This window comes from Bradyrhizobium diazoefficiens USDA 110, assembly GCF_000011365.1.
GTDB lineage: Bacteria > Pseudomonadota > Alphaproteobacteria > Rhizobiales > Xanthobacteraceae > Bradyrhizobium > Bradyrhizobium diazoefficiens.
Genome location: NC_004463.1, coordinates 5,633,342 through 5,658,019 on the forward strand (window position 1 = coordinate 5,633,342; position 24,678 = coordinate 5,658,019).

The window sequence follows — 24,678 nt, forward strand, 5'->3', positions numbered from 1 at the left end:
CAAATAACACGCAGATGTGATCGGATCGCCCCTGTAACATATTGTTTACATTGATGTTTTTTAAACGGTTCCATTTGCCTTCAAAGTTCCCCACATGAGGCACCGCTACAGGGAGTTCGTCTCCAACGAGGTTTCGGCGCCCTCGAATCGCGGAATCAGAAGAAGACTCAACGGGAAGACACAGCCTCCCCTCCGCGAGCGCATTCGGAAGGCGTCGGCACCAAGAGGGCATGGCATTTTCTTCGATAGAGATGAGTTGCGCCCCAAGTCGCATCACTAAGCGTTTTCGATGACTTGCGATTTTCGGGCTCGGGCGGGAGGGTACTCAGCCTCCTTGACGATGCAAAACCGGTGCGACGAGCCCGGCAGCGATCGCGCCCGTCATCAAAGCTCCGCCTAAATCGTTCCGCATCGGGGCAATGCGAGCCTGTCCAGTGGCACCACGCCTGATCCGGGTTGGGAAGAAGGTGATTGCCCTAGTGCTTCGACACCGACGGTTCCGGCCTGAAAAGCACCGTGTAATCGGCGATCAAGCGGAATTCTTGCTGCGTCGGGCGCACGTTCCCCTGTTGCCAAACGTTTGAGTATTGGGTCTTCAGTCGCAGGCCTTTCAGCGGCCCCTCGGTCGGCCGATACTGCAGCCATACATCCAGTTCTCGACGGTCGGGAATCGCGACATTGGTCACCGGATTCAGGGCTCCCCAACCCTGGCTGTACCAGGCACCGGTGCTCAGTCCGGGGAGCCCAAAGGCCGCGAAGTCGTAAGCGGCGCTGCCGCCGATCGCCTTCTCGCCGGCGTTGTCAAAGGACACTTGCTGCATGTCCGTATAGTTCGGTTTGGTCCCGAAAGGCGAATAGATCTTGGATTGGTTCCCTGTCGCAGACCCCGCGATGAAGAGCGTCCAGCCGGCATACGCCATCTGTGCCTTCGCAGAAGCCTGGTAGGTCTCGAAGGGACTGCCCGCCAGCAGGTTGTCGCCTACGCTCGTCTGCGCGATGACATTGCCGCCCAAGATGAAGTTGGGCATCCCCTTTGGCTGCCTGAAGTCATACTCCGCCTGACCGAAGCCGGAATTGATGAAGTTCTGGACGTTGTAATCCATAGCCGTCAGCACGAGGCCAGGAATCGGGCGGAGCCTGAACATCCCAAATGGCGTGCCCTCCGTGCCGGTTCCGGCCAGCGCATTCGACATCGGAATGAAATCGTTTGAATCGCGCGGCTTGATATTCCAGATGTAACCGAGGGCGTAGTCGTAGAAGCGATCCTTGTCTGGCAACGATACAAGCGTCGCGGCCTCGAACGTGTTCGGTACCATCCGATTGTCTTGAGGATTAATCAATGGCGTATCGACCAACTGCCGTCCGCCACGGATTTCCTGGTCGCCGAGTTGGATGCGTCCATAGATCTGACCCAAAGTATTGATGTTGTTCTGGCCCGGCGCCAACAGCTTCGTACCGTCTTGATCGAGAGGACCAAAAAGCCTCTCCGATCCGTAGAAGGCGGCGTGAATGCCGAACAGGTCGCCAATCAGGCCGGTTCGGACCGCAAGCCAGCCGCCTGCGGCATAAGCTTGCGACTTGGTTCCGTCGAAATTGTCGCGGTTCATGTAATAGGTTCGCGCGACGTATTGTACGAGTGAATCGCGGAAGAACGCCGGCAACTCCTGAGCTCGGCGGTCCCAGTAGATTTCCTTCATGAACGGCTGAGCGGGAAACTTGTCCAATGTCCACGAGGACAGACGCTCGCGGTCGGCGATTTCATCTCGCGACGCAGGCAGCAGAAGCTCCTGGGCTGTTGCCGGCTGCGCAAGGCAGAACCAAATCGCGACGAGGCCGGCTGAAGCAACGAGGCGATTGCAGATCGCCCGAAACACGCGGTGCATACTTCCTTCTCCTGTCCCCGGGAGCGGATTCAACACACGCTGAGCGCGTACGACACCAGCACTTTGATTTGGATCAACACTCGGATTAATCTCTGCGCATCAACAAAACGGCGCCGGCTGTGGTAGCGCAATACTCCCGCGCCAAGCGGACCGACACGCACAGCAAACCGTCGCGCGGCATCGTCTGTCGAGCACAGCAATGGCGCTGGATCAGATATCGAACACACTTCGGTGCGAGCCCTGAGATCGCATCGCACCTCTCTTGTCGGCGCGACCCAAAGACATCTTCGCAGCTATCTCGTCTTGAGAAATGACCTTTGGTGCAATGTCCCCGACAACCTTGCGCAACGTGCCCTCGCCACTTCTATGCTCAAGCTCTGCAGTAAGACGCGAGCAACAAGGGGATTGCCACCGGCAAACGATCAGCCGGTTCGCATGAACCTGGCGCGATCTACATTGCACACCTGGTAAATTTAACGCTCATGTCGGAAATGTCGGGAAAGGAGCGGCTGATATTGTTGTCGTCAATAACTTTCAGGACGAATTTCATGTCCTGATTCATGATCGAGGTTGCGCATGCAGCCGAAATCTCGACGCTGCCTGCGTTTTCCTTTTTGGACTTGATCGTGCAGTTGGCCGACTTTCCTCGTATGCTGTTGCCCTCGATGATGAAGCCCGAGCCGTACAACTCCGACATCTCGGTGAAGGCGACGTGACTGCCTCGCTTGCTGAATACCTGACTGCACATGTCGGCTTCGCTCGCCCATGCTCCGGTGAGTTCTATGGCCGATGCCGGGCTGGAGGCCATCACGATCGCGACAGTAAGGACCTGAATGTTGCGAATATTGATCATGAAAAGAGCTCCATCGTGGAAGCGACCTCATTCGGCCGCGACATTGTCCGTTGAAATCTCGTTGGCTGGCAAAGCTTCGGGCTTCTTCTTTGCGCCCGGCCGCAATCGCTCTCGGATGGCCTGGAACATGACGTAAAGCGGAGGGATCGCGAAGATGCCCACGAACGAGGCCAGAATCATACCGCCGAAAACCGGGGTGCCTACGCCGCGTCGTGCAAGCTCCGAGGCGCCTGATGCGACCACGAGCGGATAGAGACCGAGGATGAAGGCAAACGACGTCATCATCACCGGGCGGAAGCGCAAGCGTGCTCCTTCCGCGGCTGCCTCGAGCAGCGGTATGCCATGCTCGCGCTTCTCCTTCGCGAACTCGACGATCAAAATGCCGTTCTTGGCGGCCAGTCCGATCAGCACGACCATCCCGATCTGCCCGTAGAGATCGAGTGTCAGGCCGCTGAGCAGGATTGCGCTGAACGAACCCAAAACCGCTATCGTAACCGACAACAAGACCGGGACCGGGATGGTCCAGCTTTCATAGAGTGCGACCAGGAAGAGATAGGCGAACAACACAGCGAAGCCGAGGATGATGCCGGTCTTTCCTTCGGCGCGCTTTTCCTGGAACGCTGTGTCCGTCCACTCGCCGGCGTAACCTTGTGGCAGTGTCCTGGCAGCAACGTCCTCAAACACCTTCAACGCTTGGCCGGACGACACGCCAGACGCCGGCGTGCCCTGAATTGTCACTGCGCGAAGATTGTTGTAGCGAATGATTGCAGGCGGCCCAAGCGCAACGCGCGTTTCGACGAGGCTGCGCAGCGGGATCATCTGTCCTTCCGCATTACGGACATTGATGCGGTAAATGTCCGTGATGGTCGAACGGTCGGCGGCGTCTGCCTGAACCTGGACCTGCCAAGTGCGGCCGTAAAGGTTCATGTTGTTGATGAAATAGCCGCCAAGCGACGCCTGCAAGGCCTGAAACACGTCCTTGAGCTGCACGCCGAGAATCTGGACCTTGTCGCGATCGATCTCCAGAAAGATCGAAGGATTGTCAGCGGAGAATGTGCTGAACACTCCCCTCAAGCGCGGCTCCGCGTTGGCCGCCACGACGAGGCCGCGAAGAGCCTGCGCGAGGGCTGCCGGATCGCCACCTCGCAGGTCTTCGAGGACATAGGTGAAGCCGCCTCCGGTGCCGAGGCCTACGATCGGCGGCGGGGCCAACGGCACGACGACGCCTCCTTCGATGGCACGAAGCTTCCCTCGCAACCGCGCGATGGTCTCGCGCGCGCCAAGCTCGCCTTTCTTGCGCTCCTCGAAAGGCTTGAAGGTGACCACCATGAAACCGGCGTTCGCTTGCGAGTAGCTGTCGATGAAATTCAGGCCGATGATGCTGGTATAGTCTTCAACGGCCGGATCCTGTTTGATGATGTCTTCGGCCCGACGCAGAACTTCTGAGGTGCGCCCGACCGAGGCGCCGCCGGGCAACTGGGCAATGATAAAAATGGCGCCCTGATCATCTTCGGGGACAAATCCCGTCGGAGTTTGCCTGGCAATGCCAAAGGTAGCGGCGCCGGCGACGGCGACCATGGCAATTCCGACTATCGAAAAATGGACGAGACGCGCGACGATGGCTCCGTATCCGTCCCGGACGCGGTCGATCGTTCGCATCGTCCATCCGATGAGCCCGCGTCTGGGACCATGATGAGGTCGCAGAAATACGGCGCAAAGCGCTGGCGACAGCGTGAGCGCATTGATCGCGGACAGCAGCATGGATACCGCAACCGTCACCGCGAACTGGCGAAACAGCTCGCCGGAAATCCCCGGTATGAACGCGATGGGAACAAACACCGATAGAAGGACGAGAGTGATCGCAATGATCGGCGCCGTAATCTCCCGCATCGCCTGCTTGGTCGCATCCGCGGGCGACAGTTCAGGCCGCTCCTCCATGACGCGTTCGACGTTTTCGACGACGACGATCGCATCGTCGACCACAATTCCGATGGCAAGCACGATGGCGAGCAGCGAGACGGTGTTTGCCGAGTATCCCACGGCGTTCAGCGCAATGAACGCGCCGATGAGGCTGACCGGAACCGCCAATGTCGGAATCAGCGTCGCTCGAACGCTGCCCAGAAACAGGAACACCACGATGACGACGAGAATGAACGCCTCGACCAGGGTCTTTTTGACCTCGTGCAGGGTATCGGTGACGAAGATCGTTGGATCGTAGGTCACCTTCCACGACAGGTCTTCGGGAAAGCGCTTCTCGAGCTCTGCAAGCTTCTTTCGAACTGCCGCGACCGTGTCGATCGCGTTGCCGCCCGGCGTTTGATAAACGACAATTGCCGCCGCGTTCTGTCCGTTGAACCTGGTATCGCGGTCGAGGTTGGCGGCGCCGAGTTCGACCTGGGCCACGTCGCGAAGCCTCAGGACCGATCCATCCGGATTGGTGCGGACGACGATATTCTCGAAGTCGGAGACGGAAGCGAGGCGGCCCTTCGTTTGAAGGTTCAGCTGCAATTGCTGATCATTGAAGATCGGACGCGCCCCGATCCGGCCTACGGCTGCCTGCACGTTTTGCGACTGGACGGCGTTGATGATATCGGCGGTCGTCAGGTCGAGGCCGGTCAGTCGATCGGTCTTGACCCATGCACGCATGGCGTAGTCCTGGGGCGCAAAAAGATAGGCATCCCCGACGCCGTTCGTGCTCTTGATCTGATCGAGAAGGTTGATGGTGGCATAATTCGATAGAAACAGCGGATCGTGCGTATGCTTGGGCGAGTACAGGGTCACGACCGCGAGAATGGCCGTCGATTTCTTCTTGACGCTGATACCCTGCTTCTGGACCTCCGACGGCAGCGACGACAGCGCGGTCTGCACGCGATTGTTGATGTTGACGGTATTGATGTCAGGATTGCTGCCGAGCTCGAAGGAGGCGGTCAGCGTGTAGCTTCCGTCGTCGCCGCTGGTGCTTTTCATGTAGATCATTTTGTCGACGCCAACCACCTGCGCCTCGATCGGCTGCGCGACGGTGGCGTCTACAATGGCGCCGCTGGCCCCGGGATATTGGGTGGTCACCGAGACCTGAGGCGGCACGATGTCCGGATATTGTGCCACCGGCATGGCGACAAACGAGATTGCGCCGGCGATGGTCGTCACGATTGCAATGACGATTGCAAGCCGCGGGCGGTCGACGAAAATCGCAGACAGCATGGCTCAGCTCCGGCTGGTGGAGGCTGGCTGAGCGTGTACGGGACTGCCGCCGCGAATCCCCTGAATTCCCTCCACGATGACCTGCTCGCCGCCCGTCAGGCCCTCCTCCACGATCACACCCGTGCCGCTGGTCCCGCCGAGTTTGACACGTCGGACCGCTGCTTTCCCGTCCTCCACGATCAAGACATAGATGCCCTCCTGATCCGAAATCAGCGCCGCTTGCGGGATGAGGAGCCTTTCCTGGGCGGAGCCGCTTTCCAGCCCAACTCTGACGAGCTGACCATCCACGAGCACGCCGTCGGGATTGGGAAATGATGCGCGTGCAAGAATCGTATCCGTGCCGCGGTCGACGATCACATTGACGAAATTGATCTTACCCGGCTGGCTGTAGGCAGTGCCGTCGGAGAAGAACACATAGGCCTTGATGCCGACGACATCGACGTCGCGGCCTTCCTTTTGCGCTGCAAGAAATTCCCTGACGCTGACCGGGAAGGAAACATAGATCGGATCTTGGCTTACGATGGTCGTCAAGATGCCGGTCTGTGGGCTTACCACGTTGCCTTTGGTGATATTCGTCTTGCCGATCTTGCCGGCGATCGGCGACGTAATTTCCGTATAATCCAGATTGATTTGCGCAGTTTTCAGATTGGCCTCGTCCACGAGCAGCGCACCTGCGGCCGCCTGGTCCGCAGCCAGCGCCTGGTCACGGGCCACCTGCGTGCCCGCCTGCTTTGCCAGCAATTCCTCGGCACGCTGCAGCTGCACCTCGCTCAGGGTCTTCGCTGCCTTGTCTTTATTCAGCACGCCTTGGGCCTGATCTACTGCGGCCTCGAACAGCCCTTTTTCGATTGAGTAAAGCGGCGCTCCTGCCTTGACCAGAGCGCCTTCCTGGAACGAGACCTTTTCAAGATATCCCGTGATCCGCGCCCGCACTTCCACTCGCTCGATCGCTTCGATGCGACCGACCAGATCGATCGTTCGTTTTACCGGCTTGCGCTCGGCGACGATTACGCCGACGGAGGCGGCGGCTGGCTGTTGAGCTTGCTGGGCACTGGCGGGCAGCAATTCGAATGATGGTGCAAATACCGCCAACAGGCAGAAAGCGGTCCGAAGCGTCGGCAGCTTCATCGGCGCCCAGGGCTGGGTGGCCGGGATTGCTCCGGTGGCGAGACGACGATTATCGCTACACATGTCCAGCTCCCGTCTAAACGGAACCGAAGTCTTGGGGGTCCTTGCGATGGAGAGGTTGATCTAGCGCAAGAGGACGGGCGCGCGTGGGCCGGCAGGCGCATCATGCTGGAGATTGATGGGCTGGGGCGGACCGCGTGCTGGCCCGGGCCGAACAGCTGCACGCAGAAAATCACGTATTTACATAGGCTTATCGAAGGCTGCGAACGCACGTCATTTATGTTCTGGCGGAAACGGCGAGACCCCAGTCGGGCTGCCGGCACGCATAAAGAATAAATTCACAAGTTATTTCAGTCACTTGAGCCAGAATGGCTCCAATCATCCGAGAATGGACTTCCCTGCTACAGGGCACCAGACGATTCGGATGCCGTGTCGGTTCGCCCCCCGAGCCCCCAAGCTGCTTCGTTTCGAAGATCGCTGGGAATATTCGAGCGCAAACACGCGCTTACAAATTGACCGGCCCAAGTAATTAGAGGCATAAGGCTCGCACCGGAGAGGTGGCCGAGTGGCTGAAGGCAACGCTTTGCTAAAGCGTCATACGGTCTCAAGCTGTATCGAGGGTTCGAATCCCTCCCTCTCCGCCACCCAGCAGCAGAATCAAGGCCTGCCGTTCTCTCACCTGAAAGCGATCGCCGCGCCGGAGAGAGCTTGGTGCAGGGATCCGCGCGGCTGAGCTCAGCCCGATTCTCGCTCTCCCTATATTATGTGTGTCCGCACCTAGCGGCCGGACCGCCAGATTCGCCAATGCGAGGGCGAAATCAGCACCGGCTCGTCGGCCCAGACGTTGAACCAGACGCCGGACCTGCGCCGGCATGGAAAGGTCCAGGGCACGATGCCCGTCTTGTGCGGCCGTCCGAGTTCCAGATCGCAATCGTCGGGCGCGATCTGAATCGGCAGCCATTGTCCATTCGTGTCGGCAGCGCTCATGCCGCGCGGGTCTAGGCGGCGTCACGACGAAGGAACTTGATTCAGCGCAACCAGGCACGCCCGTGGAAACACGGGGCCGGCTGCGATCCTCAGCTCGAAGCGTTTTCAAGCGAAGCGGATACCGGTTCGCGTCGGGAAAACATCTCAGAACAAGACACCAGAGCCCTGTTCCGATGCCATCGGAACAGAAATGGCTCTAGTAGGTGGAAACCCACGCCCTCGCGTCGCGCTGTGCGGCCGAGATCTCGGCGTCCGACATCTGTCCGGCAACTTCCTGGCGCAGCGCCACGGCGTCCTTGCGGCCCTTCAGGGCGGCGAGGTTGAACCATTTGTGCGCGGCGACGAGATCGACGAGGCCGGCGCGGCCGCTCGCCCAATAGATCCCGCGCTCGAACAGCACGTCCGACAGCGCGCTCGCGTCGATCGGCGTTGCGGTCTCCAGATCGAAAGTACCCTGAAACATAACGCATCCCCTGTTTTCTTATGCCGCCTCGTTCCCCCGAGCGCGGCTCCCGTCCAACTCTGATTTGCGTGATCCCTTCTGGGATCATGCGCTGCTCAACTCTTCCCCAAGTCTTCTTGCCCAGGCCGTTTGCCGGCTTGTTGGAAGCGATGATGGCGGGCAAATTTGAATGGCAGTTTAAGTATCGCGATGAAGCAGACGTAAACGCGCCTTGGCCGCGGCCGCGCACGGAATGCCAAAAGTCCCCATTTGACGGGCACTTCTGCGATTCGTCAGATTCGGTTTACCCTGCGATTTTCGGACAACGATAACCATCGCGCGCGGTGGCGGGGCGCTGTGGCGTACACTCCGCCACTTCCAGTCGTCACCCATGACCCGGCTACGCCAAGGCACTGCCGGGGCTTGCGGTCCTGGAACGCCGAAGCTTCAGCGAAGGCGGCAGGCGGGCGCCCCATCCATCGAGAAGCCGCGACGCACCGGGTCGCCGCCGGGCGATGGCACTGCAAATAGGGAAAACGGCGCCCGGACGTCGCGCAACGACAAAGCCGTAGCCCTCGCCTGCCCCGAGGCAGCGCTCAGCGGCAGCGCGGTCACGCCACGACCAGATCAGCAATGTATGGAAAGGGAATGCCGGCAATACCCCGGCCTCAGAGAACGAGGGCGTCGGCGAACACGTCAGGACCAGATTTCACGTTGACCCGAAGGCCGCTTGTGAAATTGCAGAACCGGAGAACCGGCACCGCACCGAACGAAGAAAACTCGTTTCTTCTGCCGGACCGCGAAAAGAGCGATCCGACCGTTGACCTGATGTCTCGCCGACACCCTCTATCGTCGACCAGAACCTCTGGGAGGCGCTGATGACGTGCCGGCTCTCTGGGAGCCGGCAACTTCAGAAGTCGAAGTTACTTCTTCTTCTTCGCGACCTTGCGGGTCTTCTTCGCAGTCTTCTTCACTGCGCTCTTCGCCTTCTTCGCCTTCTTCGCTTTCTTGGCCATGTTGCCCTCCGATGTGTGAGATGGCTTTAATCGCTGCATGCAGTCGGGGATCGAATGCACACTCATCCCGAATACACCAACACGACGAAAAAAACAGCTTCTCGCTTAAAGAAGTGTTGACGCAGCAAGGCGCGTGCGCTTGGCGAGCGCGATGCAAGCACACTGCATGACGTGTTCGTCCGATCGCGGAGAGTGGGCGCATCATCGATGTTTGCGAGAGTAATGATTGCAAGAAAACACTATGCAGAAAGTATTTTCCTGCACTCACGCATTGCGCGTGATCGACGCGATGACGCGCGTCGCGACGCGCAGGATGGCCCCGCGAAGGCGTTTCGCGGACTCTGAGTCGCAGTTTTTGGCAACGAAAATATTTTCATGCTTAACGGCGCGAGCGCTCGTCGGAGCCCGTGCAAGCCGCCGTTTTGCGCGAATCGCGTGACGGCGATTCGGTCGCCGCATCGCAGTCGTCGGGATGAAGATTGCCGCCGAGGACGCGCGCGAGCGTCGCATCGCGAACCCATAGCGAGGTGACGAAACATGTCCGTCACCTCGTCCGAACGCGTGAGGCTAGATGCCGAGCTTGGACTTGAGCAGCTCGTTGACGCTTTGCGGGTTGGCCTTGCCGCCTGACGCCTTCATCACCTGGCCGACGAACCAGCCGAGCGACTGCGGCTTGTCCTTGACCTGCGCGGCCTTGTCGGGATTGGCCGCGATGATGTCGTCGACCACCTTCTCGATCGCCGAGAGGTCGGTGACCTGCTTCATGCCGCGGCTTTCGACCAGTGCGCGGGGATCGCCGCCCTCCTGCCAGACGATCTCGAACAGATCCTTGGCGATCTTGCCGGAGATCGTGCCCTCGCCGATCAGATCGATGATCGCAGCCAGCTGCTCGGCGGTGACGGGAGAGCCCGTAATATCCCGGCCTTCCTTGTTGAGACGGCCGAACAGCTCGTTGATTACCCAGTTCGCCGCCATCTTGCCGTCGCGCGCGCGGTCGCCGAGCTTGTCGAGCACGGTCTCGTAGAACACCGCGCTCTCGCGCTCGGCGACCAGCACGCTCGCGTCGTAAGCTGACAGGCCGAAATCGGCGACGAAGCGCGTCTTCTTCTGGTCCGGCAGCTCGGGCAGCTTCGCCTTCAGCTCGTCGACGAACTCCTGGCTGAACTCCAGCGGCAGCAGGTCGGGATCGGGGAAGTAGCGGTAGTCGTGCGCCTCTTCCTTCGACCGCATCGACCGCGTCTCGCCCTTGTCGGGGTCGAACCGGCGCGTCTCTTGCTCGATCTGCCCACCGTCCTCGAGGATCTCGATCTGGCGCCGCGCTTCATACTCGATCGCCTGGCCGATGAAGTTGATCGAGTTCATGTTCTTGATTTCGCAGCGGGTGCCGAGCGGCCCGCCGGGCTTGCGCACGGAGACGTTGACGTCGGCGCGCAGATTTCCCTTCTCCATGTCGCCGTCACAGGTGCCGAGGTAGCGCATGATCGAGCGCAGCTTGGTGACATAGGCCTTGGCCTGCTCGGCGTCGCGGATGTCCGGTTTTGAGACAATCTCCATCAGCGCCACGCCACAGCGGTTGAAGTCGATGAGGGACAGCGACGGCGACTGGTCGTGCAGCATTTTGCCGGGATCCTGCTCGATATGCAGGCGCTCGATGCCGACGGTGACACTGCGGCCGCCGTCGAGCTCGACCAGCACCTCGCCTTCGCCCACCACCGGCGACTTGTACTGGCTGATCTGGTAGCCCTGCGGCAGGTCCGGATAGAAATAGTTTTTGCGATCGAACACCGAACGCAGATTGATCTTTGCGTTGAGACCAAGCCCGGTCCGGACAGCCTGCCTGACGCATTCCTCGTTGATGACGGGCAGCATGCCCGGCATCGCAACATCGACCAGCGACACGTGGCTGTTCGGCTCGCCGCCGAACGCGGTGGACGCGCCCGAGAACAGCTTTGAGTTCGACGTCACCTGGGCGTGGATCTCCATGCCGATGACCATCTCCCAATCGCCGGTGGCGCCTTTGAGAAGCTTGTGCGTGGCCGTGCTCATGTCTTGCTCCCGAGCAGCGTGACAGCGATCCGCTGCCACTCCGCTTCCAATGAATCCTTTGCCGCGACCTGTCCGGCCTGGCGATACCAGTAGCCGGCATTGCCGAGATCGCCTTCGACGCGGTGCAGATAGGCGTGCACCCAGGCCGCCTCGCGGCTGCTCTCGTCCTGAACGATCTTGTGCGCCCGGTCCCAGTCGCCCTTGGCGGCCCACCAGAGACCTGTGAGCGGCGCGTTCAGGTCCGGCGCCGGCGCCGCGCCGTCGAGGCTCGCGATGAACGCTGCGACATTCACCACCACCTCGCGGGCGTGAAGCGGCCGGCGGCCTGCTCGATCACTTCGCCGAGCGAGAACAGCGTCTCCTCGTCGAAGGGACGGCCGATCAGTTGCAGGCCGAGCGGCAGGCCCTGTGCGTCCTTGCCGGCGGGCACGGCGATGCCGGGCAGCCCCGCCATGTTCACCGTCACCGTGAAGATGTCGTTGAGATACATCTCGACCGGGTCGGCGCCGCCCTTCTCGCCGATGCCGAAGGCCGCCGACGGCGTCGCAGGCGTCAGGATCGCGTTGACGCCCTTGGCGAAGCAATCCTCGAAATCCTTCTTGATCAGCGTGCGGACCTTCTGGGCGCGCAGATAATAGGCATCGTAATAGCCGGCCGAGAGCACATAGGTGCCGATCATGACGCGGCGGCGCACCTCCGCGCCAAAACCTTCGGCGCGGGTGTTCTCGTACAGCTCGATGATGTTCTTGCCCTGCTCGCGCAGGCCGTAGCGCACGCCGTCATAGCGCGCGAGGTTGGAGGACGCCTCCGCCGGCGCCACGATGTAATAGGCCGGCAGCGCGTACTTCGTGTGCGGCAGCGACACCTCGACGAGCTCGGCGCCGGCGGCCTTGAGCCACGCCGCGCCCTCGCTCCACAGCTTCTCGATCTCGGCCGGCATGCCGTCGAGACGGTACTCCTTGGGGATGCCGATCCTGATGCCCTTCACGGACTTGCCGATCGCGGCCTCATAGTCCGGCACGGGAATATCGACGGACGTCGTGTCCTTCGGATCGTGGCCGGCCATCGAGCGCAGCAGCATCGCGCTGTCGCGCACGCTGCGCGCGATCGGACCTGCCTGGTCGAGCGAGGAGGCAAAGGCGACGATGCCCCAGCGCGAGCAGCGGCCATAGGTCGGCTTGATGCCGACGGTCGCGGTGAACGCCGCCGGCTGGCGGATCGAGCCGCCGGTGTCGGTCGCGGTCGCGCCCATGCACAGCAGCGCCGCCACGGCCGAGGCCGAGCCGCCGGACGAGCCGCCCGGCACCAGCGTGGTGTTGGAGCCTTCACGCCGCCAGGGATTGCCGACGGGACCGAAGCACGAGGTCTCGTTCGCCGAGCCCATCGCGAACTCGTCATTGTTGAGCTTGCCGAGCATCACCGCGCCGTCGCGCCAGAGCTGCGAGGTCACGGTGGACTCGTAGGTTGGCACGAAATTGCCGAGGATCTTCGAGCAGGCCGTGGTGCGCACGCCCTTGGTCGCGAACAGGTCCGTCATACCGAGCGGGATGCCGGCGAGCGGGCCGGCATCGCCCTTGGCGATCTTGCCATCCGCCTCGCGCGCCATATCGCGCGCGCGGTCCGGCGTCTCCATCACGAAGGCATTGAGCACGCGCGCGGCTTCGATCGCGGACAGATGCGCGTCGGTCAGCTCGAGTGACGTGAAAGTCTTGGCCGCGAGACCCTTACGGGCCTCGGCGAGCGTCAGCGATGTCAAATCGGTCATTTATTGATCGGGCTGCAGAAGAATGGAGACAGGGTCTTGTCGTTGGCCGGGTCGTCTTTCTTGGCGGCCGCTTTCGCAGCCGCCTCGATCTCGTCGAGCACGGCATTGACGGCGACATTGGGGTCGGCAGCCTTGCCCTGCCGCTCCATCTTGTCGAGATAGTTCATATAGGCCTGGTAGGCCTTCTCATCGTCGCAAAGCAGGCACATCGGACCACGTCCTAAAAATTACTCGACGACCTTCGGCACCAGGAAGAAGTGGCCTTCGGTCGCGGGCGCGTTGGCAACGATATCGTCCGCGATCTCGCCGTCATTGACCACGTCCTGCCGCTTCTTCATCTGCATCGGGGTGACCGAGGTCATGGCCTCCACGCCCTCGACATTGACCTCCGAGAGCTGCTCGACGAAGGCGAGCATGGCGTTGAGCTCGCCCTGCAGATGCGGAACCTCGCCCTCGGAAACCGCGATGCGCGCCAGATGCGCGATGCGGCGGACGGTAGCGGCGTCGACGGACATTATATAAGGCCTCTCACGGCAAAACCTATGTGCCGTATAGCAGAGGCCGGTTTTGCGCCGCAACCGGGGCTTCCCGCCTATCCAGCGAGCGCCTTCATGCGGGCCAGGGCCGATTTGGCCAGATCCCGGGTCAATTCGGCGGCAGGGAGCTCACGGCCGAGGGCGATGGCCTGGCCGGCCCAGAGATTGGTGAAATCCACCCTGCCCTGCTTTTCGGCGGCGGCCTTGAGCGGCCCCAGCGCGGTCGCCGCATGGGGAAACGGCGGTGCATCCGGCGAGATCGGCCCGGCCTCGCGCATCAGGCGGTTCTGCACCCCGCGCGCCGGCCGGCCGGTCATGACATTGGTGATGACGGTGGAATCGTCCCGCCCCTCGGCCAGCGCAGCGCGGCCCGCCGCACTCACCTTGGATTCCGGGCAACGCAGATAGGCGCTGCCGATCTGCACGCCGGAGGCGCCGAGCGCGAAGGCGGCGGCGATGCCGCGCCCGTCGGCGATGCCACCAGCCGCGATGACCGGCACCTTCACGGCATCGGCGACCTGCGGCACCAGCGCGAAGGTGCCGGGCTGCTCGGCGATCTTGTCGGTCAGGAACATGCCGCGATGGCCGCCGGCCTCGGCGCCTTGCGCGATCACGGCGTCGGCGCCGTGCCGCTCGAGCCAGACGGCTTCCTTCACCGTCGTGGCGGACGAGATGACGAGAGAGCCGGCCGCCTTGACGCGCTTGAGCAGCTCCTGCTCCGGCAGGCCGAAATGGAAGCTGACGACGTCCGGCTTCAGCTCCTCGACGACTTCGCAAAAGGCCGCATCGAACGGAGCCCGGTTCGCGGCGCTAATGGGCGCCGCCGGATCGAGGCCATGCTCCCGGTAGTAACCGGCGAGCCGCTGCTTCCAGCGCGCTTCGGCCTCCGGCGTGAGATCGACCGGCGTGTGACAGAAGAAGTTCATGTTGACCGGCGCCTTCACGCGCTGGCGGATGAGACCAACCTGTTCGCGCGCCTTCTCCGCCGATAGCATCGCGCAGGGCAGCGACCCCAGCGCCCCGCCTTGCGCGGCGGCGATCACCAGCTCCGCATCCATCACGCCGGCCATCGGCGCCAGCACGATCGGGAATTCGGTCTTGAAGAGGTCGATCAGTCGACGGTCAGGCCACATGGTGTGTCTCTCTCAGTTCAGGCGACGGACGCGACGGAGTTACGCCGTCCGGCAAGCGACTGCTCCGCCTCGGTCGCAATCCGCTCGACGATCTCGGCCGCCGGCGGAATATCATGGATCAGTCCGACCGCCTCGCCCGCGATCACGGCGGCGACATCGAAATTGTCGGCCGCTTTCGCCACCGCATAGTCCGCCGCGACTGCGGCGACATTCTGCATCATCTCGACCTCGCGGCCGATCCAGCGCCTGGCGTGGTCGTTGAGCAGACACCTTCCCGTGAAGGGCGCCGGCCAGACATTGTTGCGCGACAGGTCGAAGATGATGCCGCGCACGGTCGAGCCGCTGCTCGCCGCGCAAATGCGCCGCTTGGCCTCCTCGGCGCCGTCGGCTTCCTGGCTCGCATAGAAGCGCGTGCCGAGCAGCACGCCGCTCGCGCCCAGCATCATCATGGCGGCGAGACCGCGCCCATCTGCGATGCCGCCGGCCGCGACGACGGGCACGCGGCCCGCGGCGAGATCGACCACGGCGGGCACGAGATCGACGGTCGTCCGTGACGCGCCGTGACCGCCCGCCTCCGTGCCCTGCGCGATCAGGATATCGGCGCCGGCATCGAGCGCCTGCCGCGCCATCGCCTCGTCCTGCACCTGGCAGATCAGGCGCGCGCCCGCGGATCTGATCTTCGGTACGAACGGCGCAGGATCGCCGAAGGACAGCATGATCGCCGACGGCTTTGCGGCGACCGCGATGTCGAGCAGCTCGGGCCGCTTGGCGAGGCTCCAGGTGATGAAGCCGATCCCGAACGGCGCACGCAGACCGGAGAGCTTCGCGGTCTCCCGCTCCAGCCACGCCCGCTCGCCATAGCCGCCGCCCAGAATGCCGAAGCCTCCCGCGCGGCTAACAGCCGCCACCAGACGGCTGCCCGCGACGACATCCATCGGCGCCAGCAGGATGGGATGCCTGATCTCCAGCAAGCTCGTCAGCGGCGTCGCAATGGGCATGGCTTCTCCCCGATCTGGACAGTGAGACTAAGCGCGACTAGCATTCTCGAAAAATGAATTGTTGCGAACGCTGCCATCACAAAAGCGAAACGACGCCATGGAACTCAGCGATATCCAGACCTTCGCCGCCGTCGCGCGTACCGGCGGTATCACTCGCGCCGCCGAGGAGCTCAACACGGTGCAATCAAACGTCACCCAGCGCGTGAAGGCGCTGGAGGCGGAGATCGGCACGCCGCTGTTCGAGCGCCACAGCCGCGGCATGACGCTGACCGGCGCCGGCAAACGCCTCCTGCCCTACGCGCAACGGATGGCCGCGCTATCGCGCGAGGCCGTGCTCGCCGCACGCGACGATGGCGAGCCGAAAGGGCCGCTGGCGATCGGTTCGATGGAAACGACAGCCGCCGTGCGTCTGCCGCCGCTGCTGGCCGATTTCCACCGCCGCTTCCCGGCCGTGCGCCTCTCCTTGCGCACGGCAACAACGGCCGACCTCGTTGCTGGCGTGCTCGAAGGCACGCTCGACGGCGCCTTCGTCGCAGGTCCCATCGCGCATGCCGACCTCACGGCGACGAGCGCCTTCCGCGAAGAGCTGGTGCTGGTCAGCGCGCGGCGCTGGAGCTCGCTAGCCGAGCTGCGTGCCGGCACGCCGGAATCCGGTCCAACGGCGCTGGTGTTCCGCACCGGCTGCACCTATCGCCAGCGGCTCGAGCAGATCTTCGTCGAGTTCGGCTGGCCGTCGGCCGCACGGTTTGAGCTCGGCACGCTCGACGGCATGATCGGCTGCGTCGCCGCCGACATGGGCGTGACGCTGCTCCCGCGCGCCGTGGTCGAGCGCAGCGCGATGAACGGCAGCGTGTCGATCCACCCGCTGAGCGCCTCGCACGCGCGCGTCGAGACACTCTTCATCCAGCGCAGTGCCGGACATCAGTACAGCGCGCTGCAAGGCTTTGCCGCCTGCCTGAAGAAGGACGACGACGTCATCGCGGCCTGAGATACCAGCGCCGGAGCGCCACCACGGCCCAGATCGCCTCGACCAGCCCGAACGGCCAGGCGCCCTGCAGGAAGCCGTAGGCCGAGCCGAGCGCGCAGGACATCGCGAACAGCAGCACGAACCAGTGGCTGCGGTCCTCCATCGCATAGCAGACCAGCATCGCGGTGACGGCAAACAGGCCGAATAGTGTCAGCGCATCCATGTTCCGGGTTCACTCCACGGCGTGACGCGTGATATGCGCTGATGCCATGCCGGCTCTTATCCTGCCCCTGGTCGATGCTGCAACCCACTGGCCCGAACGCGGCGGGCTGGTTGGCCTTGATCTGGGCACCAAGACGATCGGCGTCGCCGTGTCGAACCCGGACCGGCGGTTGGCGACCGGCGTCGAGACCATTCAGCGCAAGGCGTTCAAGCAGGACGCCGCCCGGCTGCTCGCGATCGCCGCTGAGCGCAAGGTCGTCGGCTTCGTGCTTGGCCTGCCCATCAACATGGACGGCAGCGAGGGCCCGCGCGCGCAATCGACCCGCGCCTTCGCCCGCAACCTCGCCAATCTCACCACGCTCCCCATCGGCCTCTGGGACGAGCGCCTCTCGACCGCAGCGGTCGAACGCGAGCTGATCGGCATGGATGTCAGCCGCGCCAAACGCGCCGAGGTGATCGACGAGCACGCCGCGATCTTCATCCTGCAAGGGGCGCTCGACCGCCTCGCGAACTTGCGCACCGGAAACGGCTGACCCCCATGGCCGTCGTGATCGCGGCGCTGCTGCCGGTCTTCATCCTCATCGTGCTCGGCGTCGTGCTGAAGCGCAGCCTGATGCGGCTGGACACGCAATGGCACGGGCTGGAGCGGCTGACCTATTTCGTGCTGTTTCCGATGCTGCTGATCCAGACGCTGGTGAAGGCCGACCTTTCCAAGGTGCCGGTCGCCGGCGTCGGCGGCGCGCTCTTGCTGTCGGCGCTGGCGATGTCGCTGCTGTGCCTCGCGCTGCGCCCGGCCCTGTCGCGGCTCGAGATTGACGGGCCGGCCTTCACCTCGATCTTCCAGGGCGCGACGCGCTGGCAGACCTATGTGGCGCTCTCCGTCTCCGCCAACATGTTCGGCGATGTCGGGCTGGCGCTGGCTTCGGTCGCGATGGTCGCGATCATCCCGCTGGTCAACGTGTTCAGCGTCGCCGTGCTCGCGCACTATGCATCGCCGGAGAAACAGTCCGCCCGCGCGATCGTCATGACGGTGATCCGAAATCCCCTGATCTGGGCCTGCGCAATCGGGCTCTTCATCAACGTCGTCCACCTGCCGCTGCCGAAGATCTGGCATGAGGTTGCGGACGCGCTGAGCCGGTCATCCCTGGCGATCGGCCTGCTCGTGACCGGTGCGGGCCTGCATCTCGAAGGCCTCCTGCGTCCCAGCCTGAGCGCGACGATCGGCGTCGCCTTCAAGCTGGTCCTGATGCCCGTGCTCGCGCTGGGGCTTGCGGCCTGGTTCGGGCTATCGGGCAACAGTCTGGCAATCGTCGCGATCTGCGCGGCGGTGCCGACCTCACCCAGCGCCTATGTGCTGGCCCGGCAGATGGGTGGCGATGCGCCGCTGCTGGCGCAGATCATCACGCTGCAGACCATCCTGGCGGCCATCACGATGCCGGTTGCGATCGCGCTGGTGGCCTGAAACTCGTCGTTGTGGGCGCCTCCCTCTCCCCATCATTGCGAGGAGCTCGCGACAAGATTGCGAAGCAATTTTGCGCTGATGCGACGAAGCAATCCAGAATCCCTCCGCGGAAAGATTCCGGATTGCTTCGCTTGCGCTCGCAATGACGGAATGTGGGGCAACCGCCGTCAGCCCCCCAGCCACATCGTCAGCACCACCGCCGTCATGTTGTTCAGCGCGTGCAGCACGATCGTGAGCCAAAGCGAATTGGCGCGATAGCGCATGTAGCCGAACCACAGGCCGATGGTGAAGACCTCGGCGAGGAAGTACAGGTCGTATTGCAGATGCACGACCGTCCACACCAGCGACGACAGGATGATCGCGCCGGGCACGCGCAGGAAGCTCGCCGACCAGCCGCGAAAGAGGAAGCCGCGCGCCAGCACCTCTTCCGACATCGGCGCCGCCACGCTGAAGGCGATCAGCAGCAACAGGGCCGCGCCCTTGTCACGGCCCGATTTCAACAGATCGGTCATGAAGCCCGGCGTCGCCTCGCGGCCGAGGCTCCGCGACACCGTCTCCCAGGCCAGCACCAGCAGGATGAGACCGACCGCGCCGAACAGGAGCTGCATCCAGGACGGCCAGCGCAGCGCGAGATAGTCGACGAAGGAGGCCTTCTTGATACGGATGGCGAGCCACACCGCGAGGAGTGTCGCCGGCAGGCCCATGATGACCGACAGCGCGAGCGCCGCCGGCTCGCGGCCGACCGACTGGATCGAGGCCATGTCGATCGGAAGGCCGCGCAGCGCGGCCAGCAGCAGGATCGCCCCGACCTGGCCGACGAACATCGCGACGAAGATGAGAAGGCCCCACAGCGCCGTACCGAGGAACCTCCAGACGCGCGGCGCGTGATCCGCGGGCGTCATGGTCAGTGGCGGATGCTCGGGATTGAGGGAATCCATCAGGAGGCTTTCGTTGAGATTGCCGTCATTCCGGGGCGCCCGAAGGGCGAACCCGGAATCTCGAGATTCTCAGGTGCGCAAGGGCGCACCGTAGTTCGATGCTTCGCATCGCCCCGGAATGACGGCAAAAAAGAAGCAAAAAGCTCACGGCAGCGCCCTCTCCAGCAGCGCGCGCACGTCGCCGCTCTCCAGCTCGACCGCGCCGTACATGCTGGCGTGGGTTGTGGCGAGGCGCGTGGCCGCGAACAGTTCAGCATGACGCGGCGACACGCCGTTCAGCGCGGCGGCCGCGGCAAGCAGCGCCAGCTTCTCGACCGCGAGCCGCGCGACGCGCTCGCCGTCGGCGCGGCGGAAGGTCTTGCCGATGAACGCGACCGCCTCGCCTGCGCCCGGCAAACCCTTGGTCTCGGCGGCAAGCGATTGCAGCACCGCCATCGCCGCCTCCGGCTCGCGCGACAGTGCGCGCAGCACGTCGAGGCACATCACGTTGCCCGAGCCTTCCCAGATCGCGTTGACCGGCGACTCCCGATAGTGGCGTGCCAGGATGCCGTCCTCGACATAGCCGTTGCCGCCGAGGCACTCCATCGCCTCGTAGAGGAAGCTAGGCGCGCTCTTGCAGGTCCAGTATTTGATCGCGGGCGTCAGCAGCCGCATATAGGCGGCCTCCGCCGCATCGTGCGGGGTGCGGTCGAAGGCGCGGCAGAGCCGCATCACCAGGGCGACGCTCGCCTCCACATGCAGCGCCATGTCCGACAGCACCGCCTGCATCAAGGGCTGATCGGCGAGATGCTTCTGGAACACGCTGCGGTGACGCGCATGATGCAGCGCATGCGCGAGCCCCGAGCGCATCAGGCCGGTGGAGGCGATCGCGCAATCCTGCCGCGTCAGCTGCACCATCTGGATGATGGTGCGGATGCCCTTGCCCGCCTCGCCGACCGCTTGCGCATATGCGCCGGCGAACTCGACCTCGGACGACGCATTGGAGCGGTTGCCGAGCTTGTCCTTCAAGCGCTGGAACTGGATCGCGTTGACGGACCCGTCGGGCGCAAAGCGCGGCATGAAGAAGCAGGTCAGCCCCTCGTCGGCCTGCGCCAGCACCAGGAACGCGTCGCACATCGGCGCCGACATGAACCATTTGTGGCCGGTGATGCGATAGGCGTCGCCGTCACGCACCGCGCGCGTCATGTTGGCGCGCACATCGGTGCCACCCTGCTTCTCGGTCATGCCGATGCCGAGCGTCATGCCGCGCTTGCCCCACCACGGCGCAAACGTCGGGTCGTAGCTCTTCGTCGCCAGCACCGGCATCACGCGCGCCAGCAGATCCGGCTGCGTCGCCAGCGCGGCGACGGAGGCGCGCGTCATCGTGATTGGACAGAGATGGCCGGTCTCGACCTGCGAGGCGATGTAGAATTTTGCGGCGCGGATGACCTCGGCGGCATCGCCCGCCGGCTTCCCGTCCGCCGTCCAGGTCGAATTGTGCACGCCGGCATGCGCGCTGTGCGCCATCAGCTCGTGATAGGCGGGATGAAACTCGACCTGGTCGCGGCGATTGCCCTTGGCGTCGAAGGTGCGCAGCTTGGGCGTGTTCTCATTCGCCACGCGCCCGCGATCGGCCATCGCGGCAGAGCCCCAGTGCTTGCCGAATTCGGACAGCTCCCGCTCCGCCTTAGCGCCGCCATTGGCCTTGACCGCCTCGACCAGCGGCCGGTCCACGGCGAACAGATCGACATCCCAAAACAGCGGCGACTGGTTGAAGACCTCGTGGGTTGCGAAGCTGGGCTGAGTCATCTTGTTTCCCCGGCGCGGAATCAGTTCCGCCGCGGCTGGATCGGGAAATCATAGGCCGCCCCGCCTGCCCCCGGCAGCGAAAAATGCCACCACTCCTTCGAATAGTTCACAAAGCCTTGCTTGGCCATCGCAGCCATCAGCCGCTTGCGCCAGGCGCGCTGGTCCGGCGTAATCGACGGTGCTGCGGTATGGCCCTTCGTATCCGTGCAGTCGTAGCCGGTGCCCATGTCCACGCTGCCCTCCGGCGGCCGCGCCTCGACCGACGCCGTGCAGTCGGCATAGGTTTTCGACGGGTCGTATTTGCCGGAATTGTCGGCCTTGAGATCGACCAAGGTGAGATCGAGCGCCGCCCCCGTCGAATGCTGCGAGCGGCTCGCGATGTAGCCGAGGCGAAACAGCTCGGTCTTGGCAATCCTGGGATTGTAGCGCCGCTCGGCGGCGGTCTCGCGGCCGTTCTGCGACCACGCGACCATATCGAGCGAGGCCCGCGCCGGCCGGTAGCAGTCGAACATCTTGAGCGACAGGTTCTGTGCGGCGAGGTCCTGCTGGACCGCCTTCAACCGCAGCCCCACCTCCCGCTTCACCACGCACTCGCCGGCGCCGTAGCCGGCGAGCGGACGGCCGACGAAATTGTTCGATGTGGCGTAGCGGATGTCCTGGATGATGCCGGGATCGATGTCGCGCAAATAGACGAAGCCGCCGGGGAGCGATTGGGCGTGGGCGGACGAGATTGAAGCGATCGCTAAAAGTGCGATCAAAATTGATTTGGCTGAGCGCATCCAAACTTCCCTGTCATTCCGGGGCGATGCGACAGGACCGCGAAGCGCGGCCTGGAGCATCGAACCCGGAATCTCGAGATTCCGGGTCTGGCGCTTGCGCGCCATCCCGGAATGACGGTGTACCAGACTCCTCAGGGGATAACTCCCCGCCCCGGCATTGGCCCTTGCCCCCCCAGCCATCCCCGCCTATAGCTCTCGTTTTAATGACATCGAAATCGACCTTCGTCCTCGGCCACCGGCATTTGCTGGGCATCGAGGGCCTTTCCGCGGCCGACATCACCGGCCTCCTCGACCTGTCCGAAGAATATGTCGAGCTCAACCGCCAGGTTGACAAGAAGCGCACCGTCCTGCGTGGACGGACGCAGGTGAACCTCTTCTTCGAGGCCTCCACCCGGACCCAATCCTCGTTCGAGCTCGCCGGCAAACGGCTTGGCGCCGACGTCATGAACATGTCGGTGTCTTCCTCGTCCATCAAGAAGGGCGAGACGCTGGTCGACACCGCGATGACGCTCAATGCCATGCACCCGGACATCCTGGTGGTCCGGCATCACGCGTCAGGCGCGGTGGAACTGCTGGCCCGCAAGGTTGACGGTTCCGTGATCAATGCCGGCGACGGCGCGCACGAGCATCCGACGCAGGCGCTGCTCGACGCCCTGACCATCCGCCGCAACAAGGGCCGGATCGAGGGCCTCGTCGTCGCGATCTGCGGCGACGTGCTGCATTCGCGTGTGGCCCGTTCCAACATCATCCTGCTCAACACCATGGGTGCCCGCGTCCGCGTCGTCGGCCCCTCCACGCTGCTGCCGCCCGGCATCGAGCGGATGGGCGTCGAGGTTGCGCGCGACATGCGCGAGGGGCTCAACGGCGCCGACATCGTCATGATGCTGCGGCTCCAGCGCGAGCGCATGAACGGCTCCTTCGTGCCGTCGACCTCCGAATATTTCAACTATTTCGGGCTGGACCAGAAAAAGCTTGGCTATGCCAAGCCAGACGCTCTCGTCATGCATCCCGGCCCGATGAACCGCGGCGTCGAGATCGACACCGCGGTCGCCGACGGCGCGCAATCGCTGATCCGCGAACAGGTCGAGATGGGCGTGGCGGTGCGCATGGCCGTGCTCGAAGCGCTCGCCCGCAACTTGCCGAACGCGTGATGCTCATGCTGACTGACCGCCGTCCCATCCTGCTCGCCAACGCCCGCGTCGTCGATCCCTCCAGGGATTTCGACGGCCCCGGCGATGTCCTGATTGCCGACGGCATCATCCGCGAGACCCGCCGCGGCATCGGCGCTGCCGGCGTCCCCGAGGGCACCGACGTCGTCAACTGCGCCGGCAAAATCGTGGCCCCGGGCCTGATCGACATGAAAGCTTTCGTCGGCGAACCCGGCTTCAGCCATCGCGAGACCTTCGCGTCCGCGAGCCAGGCGGCCGCGACCGGCGGCATCACCACCATCATCTGCCAGCCCGATACGGAGCCCGTCATCGACAATTCGGCGACGGTGGACTTCGTGATGCGCCGCGCCCGCGACACCGCGATCGTCAACATCCAGCCGATGGCGGCGCTGACCAAGGGGATGCGCGGCGAGGAGATGACCGAGTTCGGCCTGTTGAAGGCCGCGGGCGCCATCGCCTTCAGCGACGGCGACAGGAGCGTCACCAACGCCCAAGTGATGCGCCGGGCCCTGACTTACGCGCGCGATTTCGACGCGCTGATCGTGCATCACACCGAAGATCCCGATCTCGTCGGCGAAGGCGTGATGAACGAGGGCGAGTTCGCCTCGCGGCTCGGCCTGATGGGCATTCCGAACGCAGCGGAAGCCGTGATGCTGGAACGCGACATGCGCCTCGTCGCGCTGACCGGTGGCCGCTATCACGCCGCCTCGCTGTCCTGCATCGACTCGCTCGACATCCTCAAGCGCGCCCGCGACGCCGGGCTCGCCGTCAGCGCCTCGGTCTCGATCAACCATCTTGCGCTGAACGAGAACGATATCGGGCCCTACCGGTCGTTCCTGAAGCTGTCGCCGCCGCTGCGCACCGAGGACGACCGCCGCGCGCTGGTCGCAGCCGTCGCCTCCGGCCTCATCGACGTCATCATGTCCGACCACAATCCGCAGGACGTCGAGGTCAAGCGCCTGCCGTTCGCGGAAGCAGCTCCCGGCGCCGTGGGGCTCGAGACCATGCTGCCCGCCGGCCTGCGGCTGATGCACAATGGCGAGCTGGACCTGAAGACGCTGATCCAGGCGATGTCGACCCGGCCGGCCGAGATTCTGGGCCTGCCCGGTGGAACCCTGCGCGCAGGCAGCCCGGCGGATGTGATCGTGATCGACCCCGACGTCCCCTGGGTGGTCGATCCCGCCGAGCTCAAATCGCCCTGCAAGAACACCCCGTTCGACGAAGCCCGCTTTACAGGCCGCGTGGTGCGCACCATTGTCGGTGGACGGACGGTCTTCGAGCATGTCTAGGGTGACGGTTTTGGGTGTCGCCCTGCACCGCGACAGCGGATCGGGACAGGATCATGCGTGGCGTCGCAGTTCAGCA

At 63.7% G+C, this 24,678-nt stretch carries 22 protein-coding genes and 1 tRNA gene; 6 read left to right on the plus strand and 17 right to left on the minus strand.

Annotation, left to right across the window (positions count from 1 at the left end):
• Positions 1-476: 476 nt before the first annotated feature.
• From BJA_RS25590 to BJA_RS25605, 4 genes are all read right to left on the minus strand, one after another.
• Positions 477-1,883, minus strand: coding sequence for an OprD family outer membrane porin (locus tag BJA_RS25590; protein ID WP_038966356.1), 1,407 nt, complete (start codon positions 1,881-1,883; stop codon positions 477-479).
• Positions 1,884-2,334: 451 nt separating this feature from the next.
• The gene (locus BJA_RS25595) at positions 2,335-2,736 is read right to left on the minus strand and encodes a hypothetical protein (protein ID WP_011087839.1); all 402 of its coding nucleotides are present in this window, start codon (positions 2,734-2,736) and stop codon (positions 2,335-2,337) included.
• Between the two features lie 27 nt (positions 2,737-2,763).
• Positions 2,764-5,937, minus strand: a complete 3,174-nt coding sequence (locus BJA_RS25600; RefSeq protein ID WP_011087840.1) for an efflux RND transporter permease subunit — start codon at positions 5,935-5,937, stop codon at positions 2,764-2,766.
• Positions 5,938-5,940: 3 nt separating this feature from the next.
• On the minus strand, positions 5,941-7,128 hold the full coding sequence (locus BJA_RS25605) for an efflux RND transporter periplasmic adaptor subunit (protein ID WP_011087841.1): 1,188 nt from the start codon (positions 7,126-7,128) through the stop codon (positions 5,941-5,943).
• Between the two features lie 488 nt (positions 7,129-7,616).
• Here BJA_RS25605 and BJA_RS25610 point away from each other — a divergent pair.
• Positions 7,617-7,709 (plus strand) — tRNA-Ser (locus BJA_RS25610).
• 133 nt (positions 7,710-7,842) lie between these two features.
• On the opposite strand, the gene BJA_RS25615 is transcribed toward BJA_RS25610, so the two are convergent.
• The 9 genes from BJA_RS25615 to BJA_RS25655 all read right to left on the minus strand — a co-directional run bounded on the left by BJA_RS25615 (position 7,843) and on the right by BJA_RS25655 (position 15,988).
• The gene (locus BJA_RS25615) at positions 7,843-8,052 is read right to left on the minus strand and encodes a hypothetical protein (protein WP_011087842.1); all 210 of its coding nucleotides are present in this window, start codon (positions 8,050-8,052) and stop codon (positions 7,843-7,845) included.
• Between the two features lie 196 nt (positions 8,053-8,248).
• The gene (locus BJA_RS25620; RefSeq protein WP_011087843.1) at positions 8,249-8,515 is read right to left on the minus strand and encodes a hypothetical protein; all 267 of its coding nucleotides are present in this window, start codon (positions 8,513-8,515) and stop codon (positions 8,249-8,251) included.
• 1,562 nt (positions 8,516-10,077) lie between these two features.
• Positions 10,078-11,556: an Asp-tRNA(Asn)/Glu-tRNA(Gln) amidotransferase subunit GatB gene (gatB, locus tag BJA_RS25625; RefSeq protein ID WP_011087847.1), complete on the minus strand. Its 1,479-nt coding sequence runs from the start codon at positions 11,554-11,556 to the stop codon at positions 10,078-10,080.
• Complete coding sequence (locus tag BJA_RS25630) at positions 11,553-11,855, minus strand: hypothetical protein (RefSeq protein ID WP_011087848.1); 303 nt, start codon at positions 11,853-11,855, stop codon at positions 11,553-11,555. Before BJA_RS25630 ends, gatB begins: the two co-directional genes overlap by 4 nt.
• A complete protein-coding gene (gene gatA / locus BJA_RS25635; protein WP_011087849.1) occupies positions 11,846-13,321 on the minus strand; it encodes an Asp-tRNA(Asn)/Glu-tRNA(Gln) amidotransferase subunit GatA in 1,476 nt (491 codons plus the stop codon). The genes BJA_RS25630 and gatA overlap by 10 nt, the downstream gene beginning before the upstream one ends.
• Complete coding sequence (locus tag BJA_RS25640; protein ID WP_027547180.1) at positions 13,318-13,530, minus strand: hypothetical protein; 213 nt, start codon at positions 13,528-13,530, stop codon at positions 13,318-13,320. The genes gatA and BJA_RS25640 overlap by 4 nt, the downstream gene beginning before the upstream one ends.
• 18 nt (positions 13,531-13,548) lie before the next feature.
• Positions 13,549-13,836 (minus strand): Asp-tRNA(Asn)/Glu-tRNA(Gln) amidotransferase subunit GatC, encoded by a 288-nt coding sequence (gatC, locus tag BJA_RS25645; RefSeq protein WP_011087850.1) that lies wholly within the window; start codon positions 13,834-13,836, stop codon positions 13,549-13,551.
• Positions 13,837-13,913: 77 nt separating this feature from the next.
• Positions 13,914-14,990 carry an NAD(P)H-dependent flavin oxidoreductase gene (locus tag BJA_RS25650; protein ID WP_011087851.1) on the minus strand — a complete coding sequence of 359 codons (1,077 nt, stop codon included), beginning with the start codon at positions 14,988-14,990 and terminating at the stop codon, positions 13,914-13,916.
• A gap of 17 nt (positions 14,991-15,007) precedes the next feature.
• Positions 15,008-15,988 (minus strand): NAD(P)H-dependent flavin oxidoreductase, encoded by a 981-nt coding sequence (locus tag BJA_RS25655; protein WP_011087852.1) that lies wholly within the window; start codon positions 15,986-15,988, stop codon positions 15,008-15,010.
• A 97-nt stretch (positions 15,989-16,085) separates the two neighbouring features.
• On the opposite strand from BJA_RS25655, the gene BJA_RS25660 reads away from it, so the two are divergent.
• The gene (locus BJA_RS25660; RefSeq protein ID WP_011087853.1) at positions 16,086-16,976 is read left to right on the plus strand and encodes a LysR family transcriptional regulator; all 891 of its coding nucleotides are present in this window, start codon (positions 16,086-16,088) and stop codon (positions 16,974-16,976) included.
• Here the strand turns inward: BJA_RS25660 and BJA_RS25665 are convergent.
• Positions 16,963-17,178, minus strand: a complete 216-nt coding sequence (locus tag BJA_RS25665; RefSeq protein ID WP_028171592.1) for a hypothetical protein — start codon at positions 17,176-17,178, stop codon at positions 16,963-16,965. The genes BJA_RS25660 and BJA_RS25665 overlap by 14 nt on opposite strands.
• A 46-nt stretch (positions 17,179-17,224) precedes the next feature.
• Between BJA_RS25665 and ruvX the strand changes: the two genes are divergently transcribed.
• Positions 17,225-17,710 (plus strand): Holliday junction resolvase RuvX, encoded by a 486-nt coding sequence (gene ruvX, locus BJA_RS25670; RefSeq protein ID WP_028171591.1) that lies wholly within the window; start codon positions 17,225-17,227, stop codon positions 17,708-17,710.
• A gap of 5 nt (positions 17,711-17,715) precedes the next feature.
• Positions 17,716-18,639, plus strand: a complete 924-nt coding sequence (locus BJA_RS25675) for an AEC family transporter (RefSeq protein WP_011087855.1) — start codon at positions 17,716-17,718, stop codon at positions 18,637-18,639.
• A 167-nt stretch (positions 18,640-18,806) separates the two neighbouring features.
• Here BJA_RS25675 and BJA_RS25680 read toward each other — a convergent pair whose 3' ends face one another.
• The 3 genes from BJA_RS25680 to BJA_RS25690 all read right to left on the minus strand — a co-directional run bounded on the left by BJA_RS25680 (position 18,807) and on the right by BJA_RS25690 (position 22,144).
• A complete protein-coding gene (locus BJA_RS25680; RefSeq protein ID WP_011087856.1) occupies positions 18,807-19,577 on the minus strand; it encodes a CPBP family intramembrane glutamic endopeptidase in 771 nt (256 codons plus the stop codon).
• A 144-nt stretch (positions 19,578-19,721) separates the two neighbouring features.
• Complete coding sequence (locus BJA_RS25685) at positions 19,722-21,365, minus strand: acyl-CoA dehydrogenase family protein (RefSeq protein WP_011087857.1); 1,644 nt, start codon at positions 21,363-21,365, stop codon at positions 19,722-19,724.
• 20 nt (positions 21,366-21,385) lie between these two features.
• Positions 21,386-22,144, minus strand: a complete 759-nt coding sequence (locus BJA_RS25690; RefSeq protein WP_038966371.1) for a M15 family metallopeptidase — start codon at positions 22,142-22,144, stop codon at positions 21,386-21,388.
• Positions 22,145-22,347: 203 nt separating this feature from the next.
• Between BJA_RS25690 and BJA_RS25695 the strand changes: the two genes are divergently transcribed.
• Together BJA_RS25695 and BJA_RS25700 are read left to right on the plus strand one after the other, a co-directional pair.
• On the plus strand, positions 22,348-23,295 hold the full coding sequence (locus BJA_RS25695) for an aspartate carbamoyltransferase catalytic subunit (protein ID WP_011087859.1): 948 nt from the start codon (positions 22,348-22,350) through the stop codon (positions 23,293-23,295).
• Between the two features lie 5 nt (positions 23,296-23,300).
• Positions 23,301-24,602, plus strand: coding sequence for a dihydroorotase (locus BJA_RS25700; RefSeq protein ID WP_028171586.1), 1,302 nt, complete (start codon positions 23,301-23,303; stop codon positions 24,600-24,602).
• Positions 24,603-24,678 lie beyond the last annotated feature (76 nt).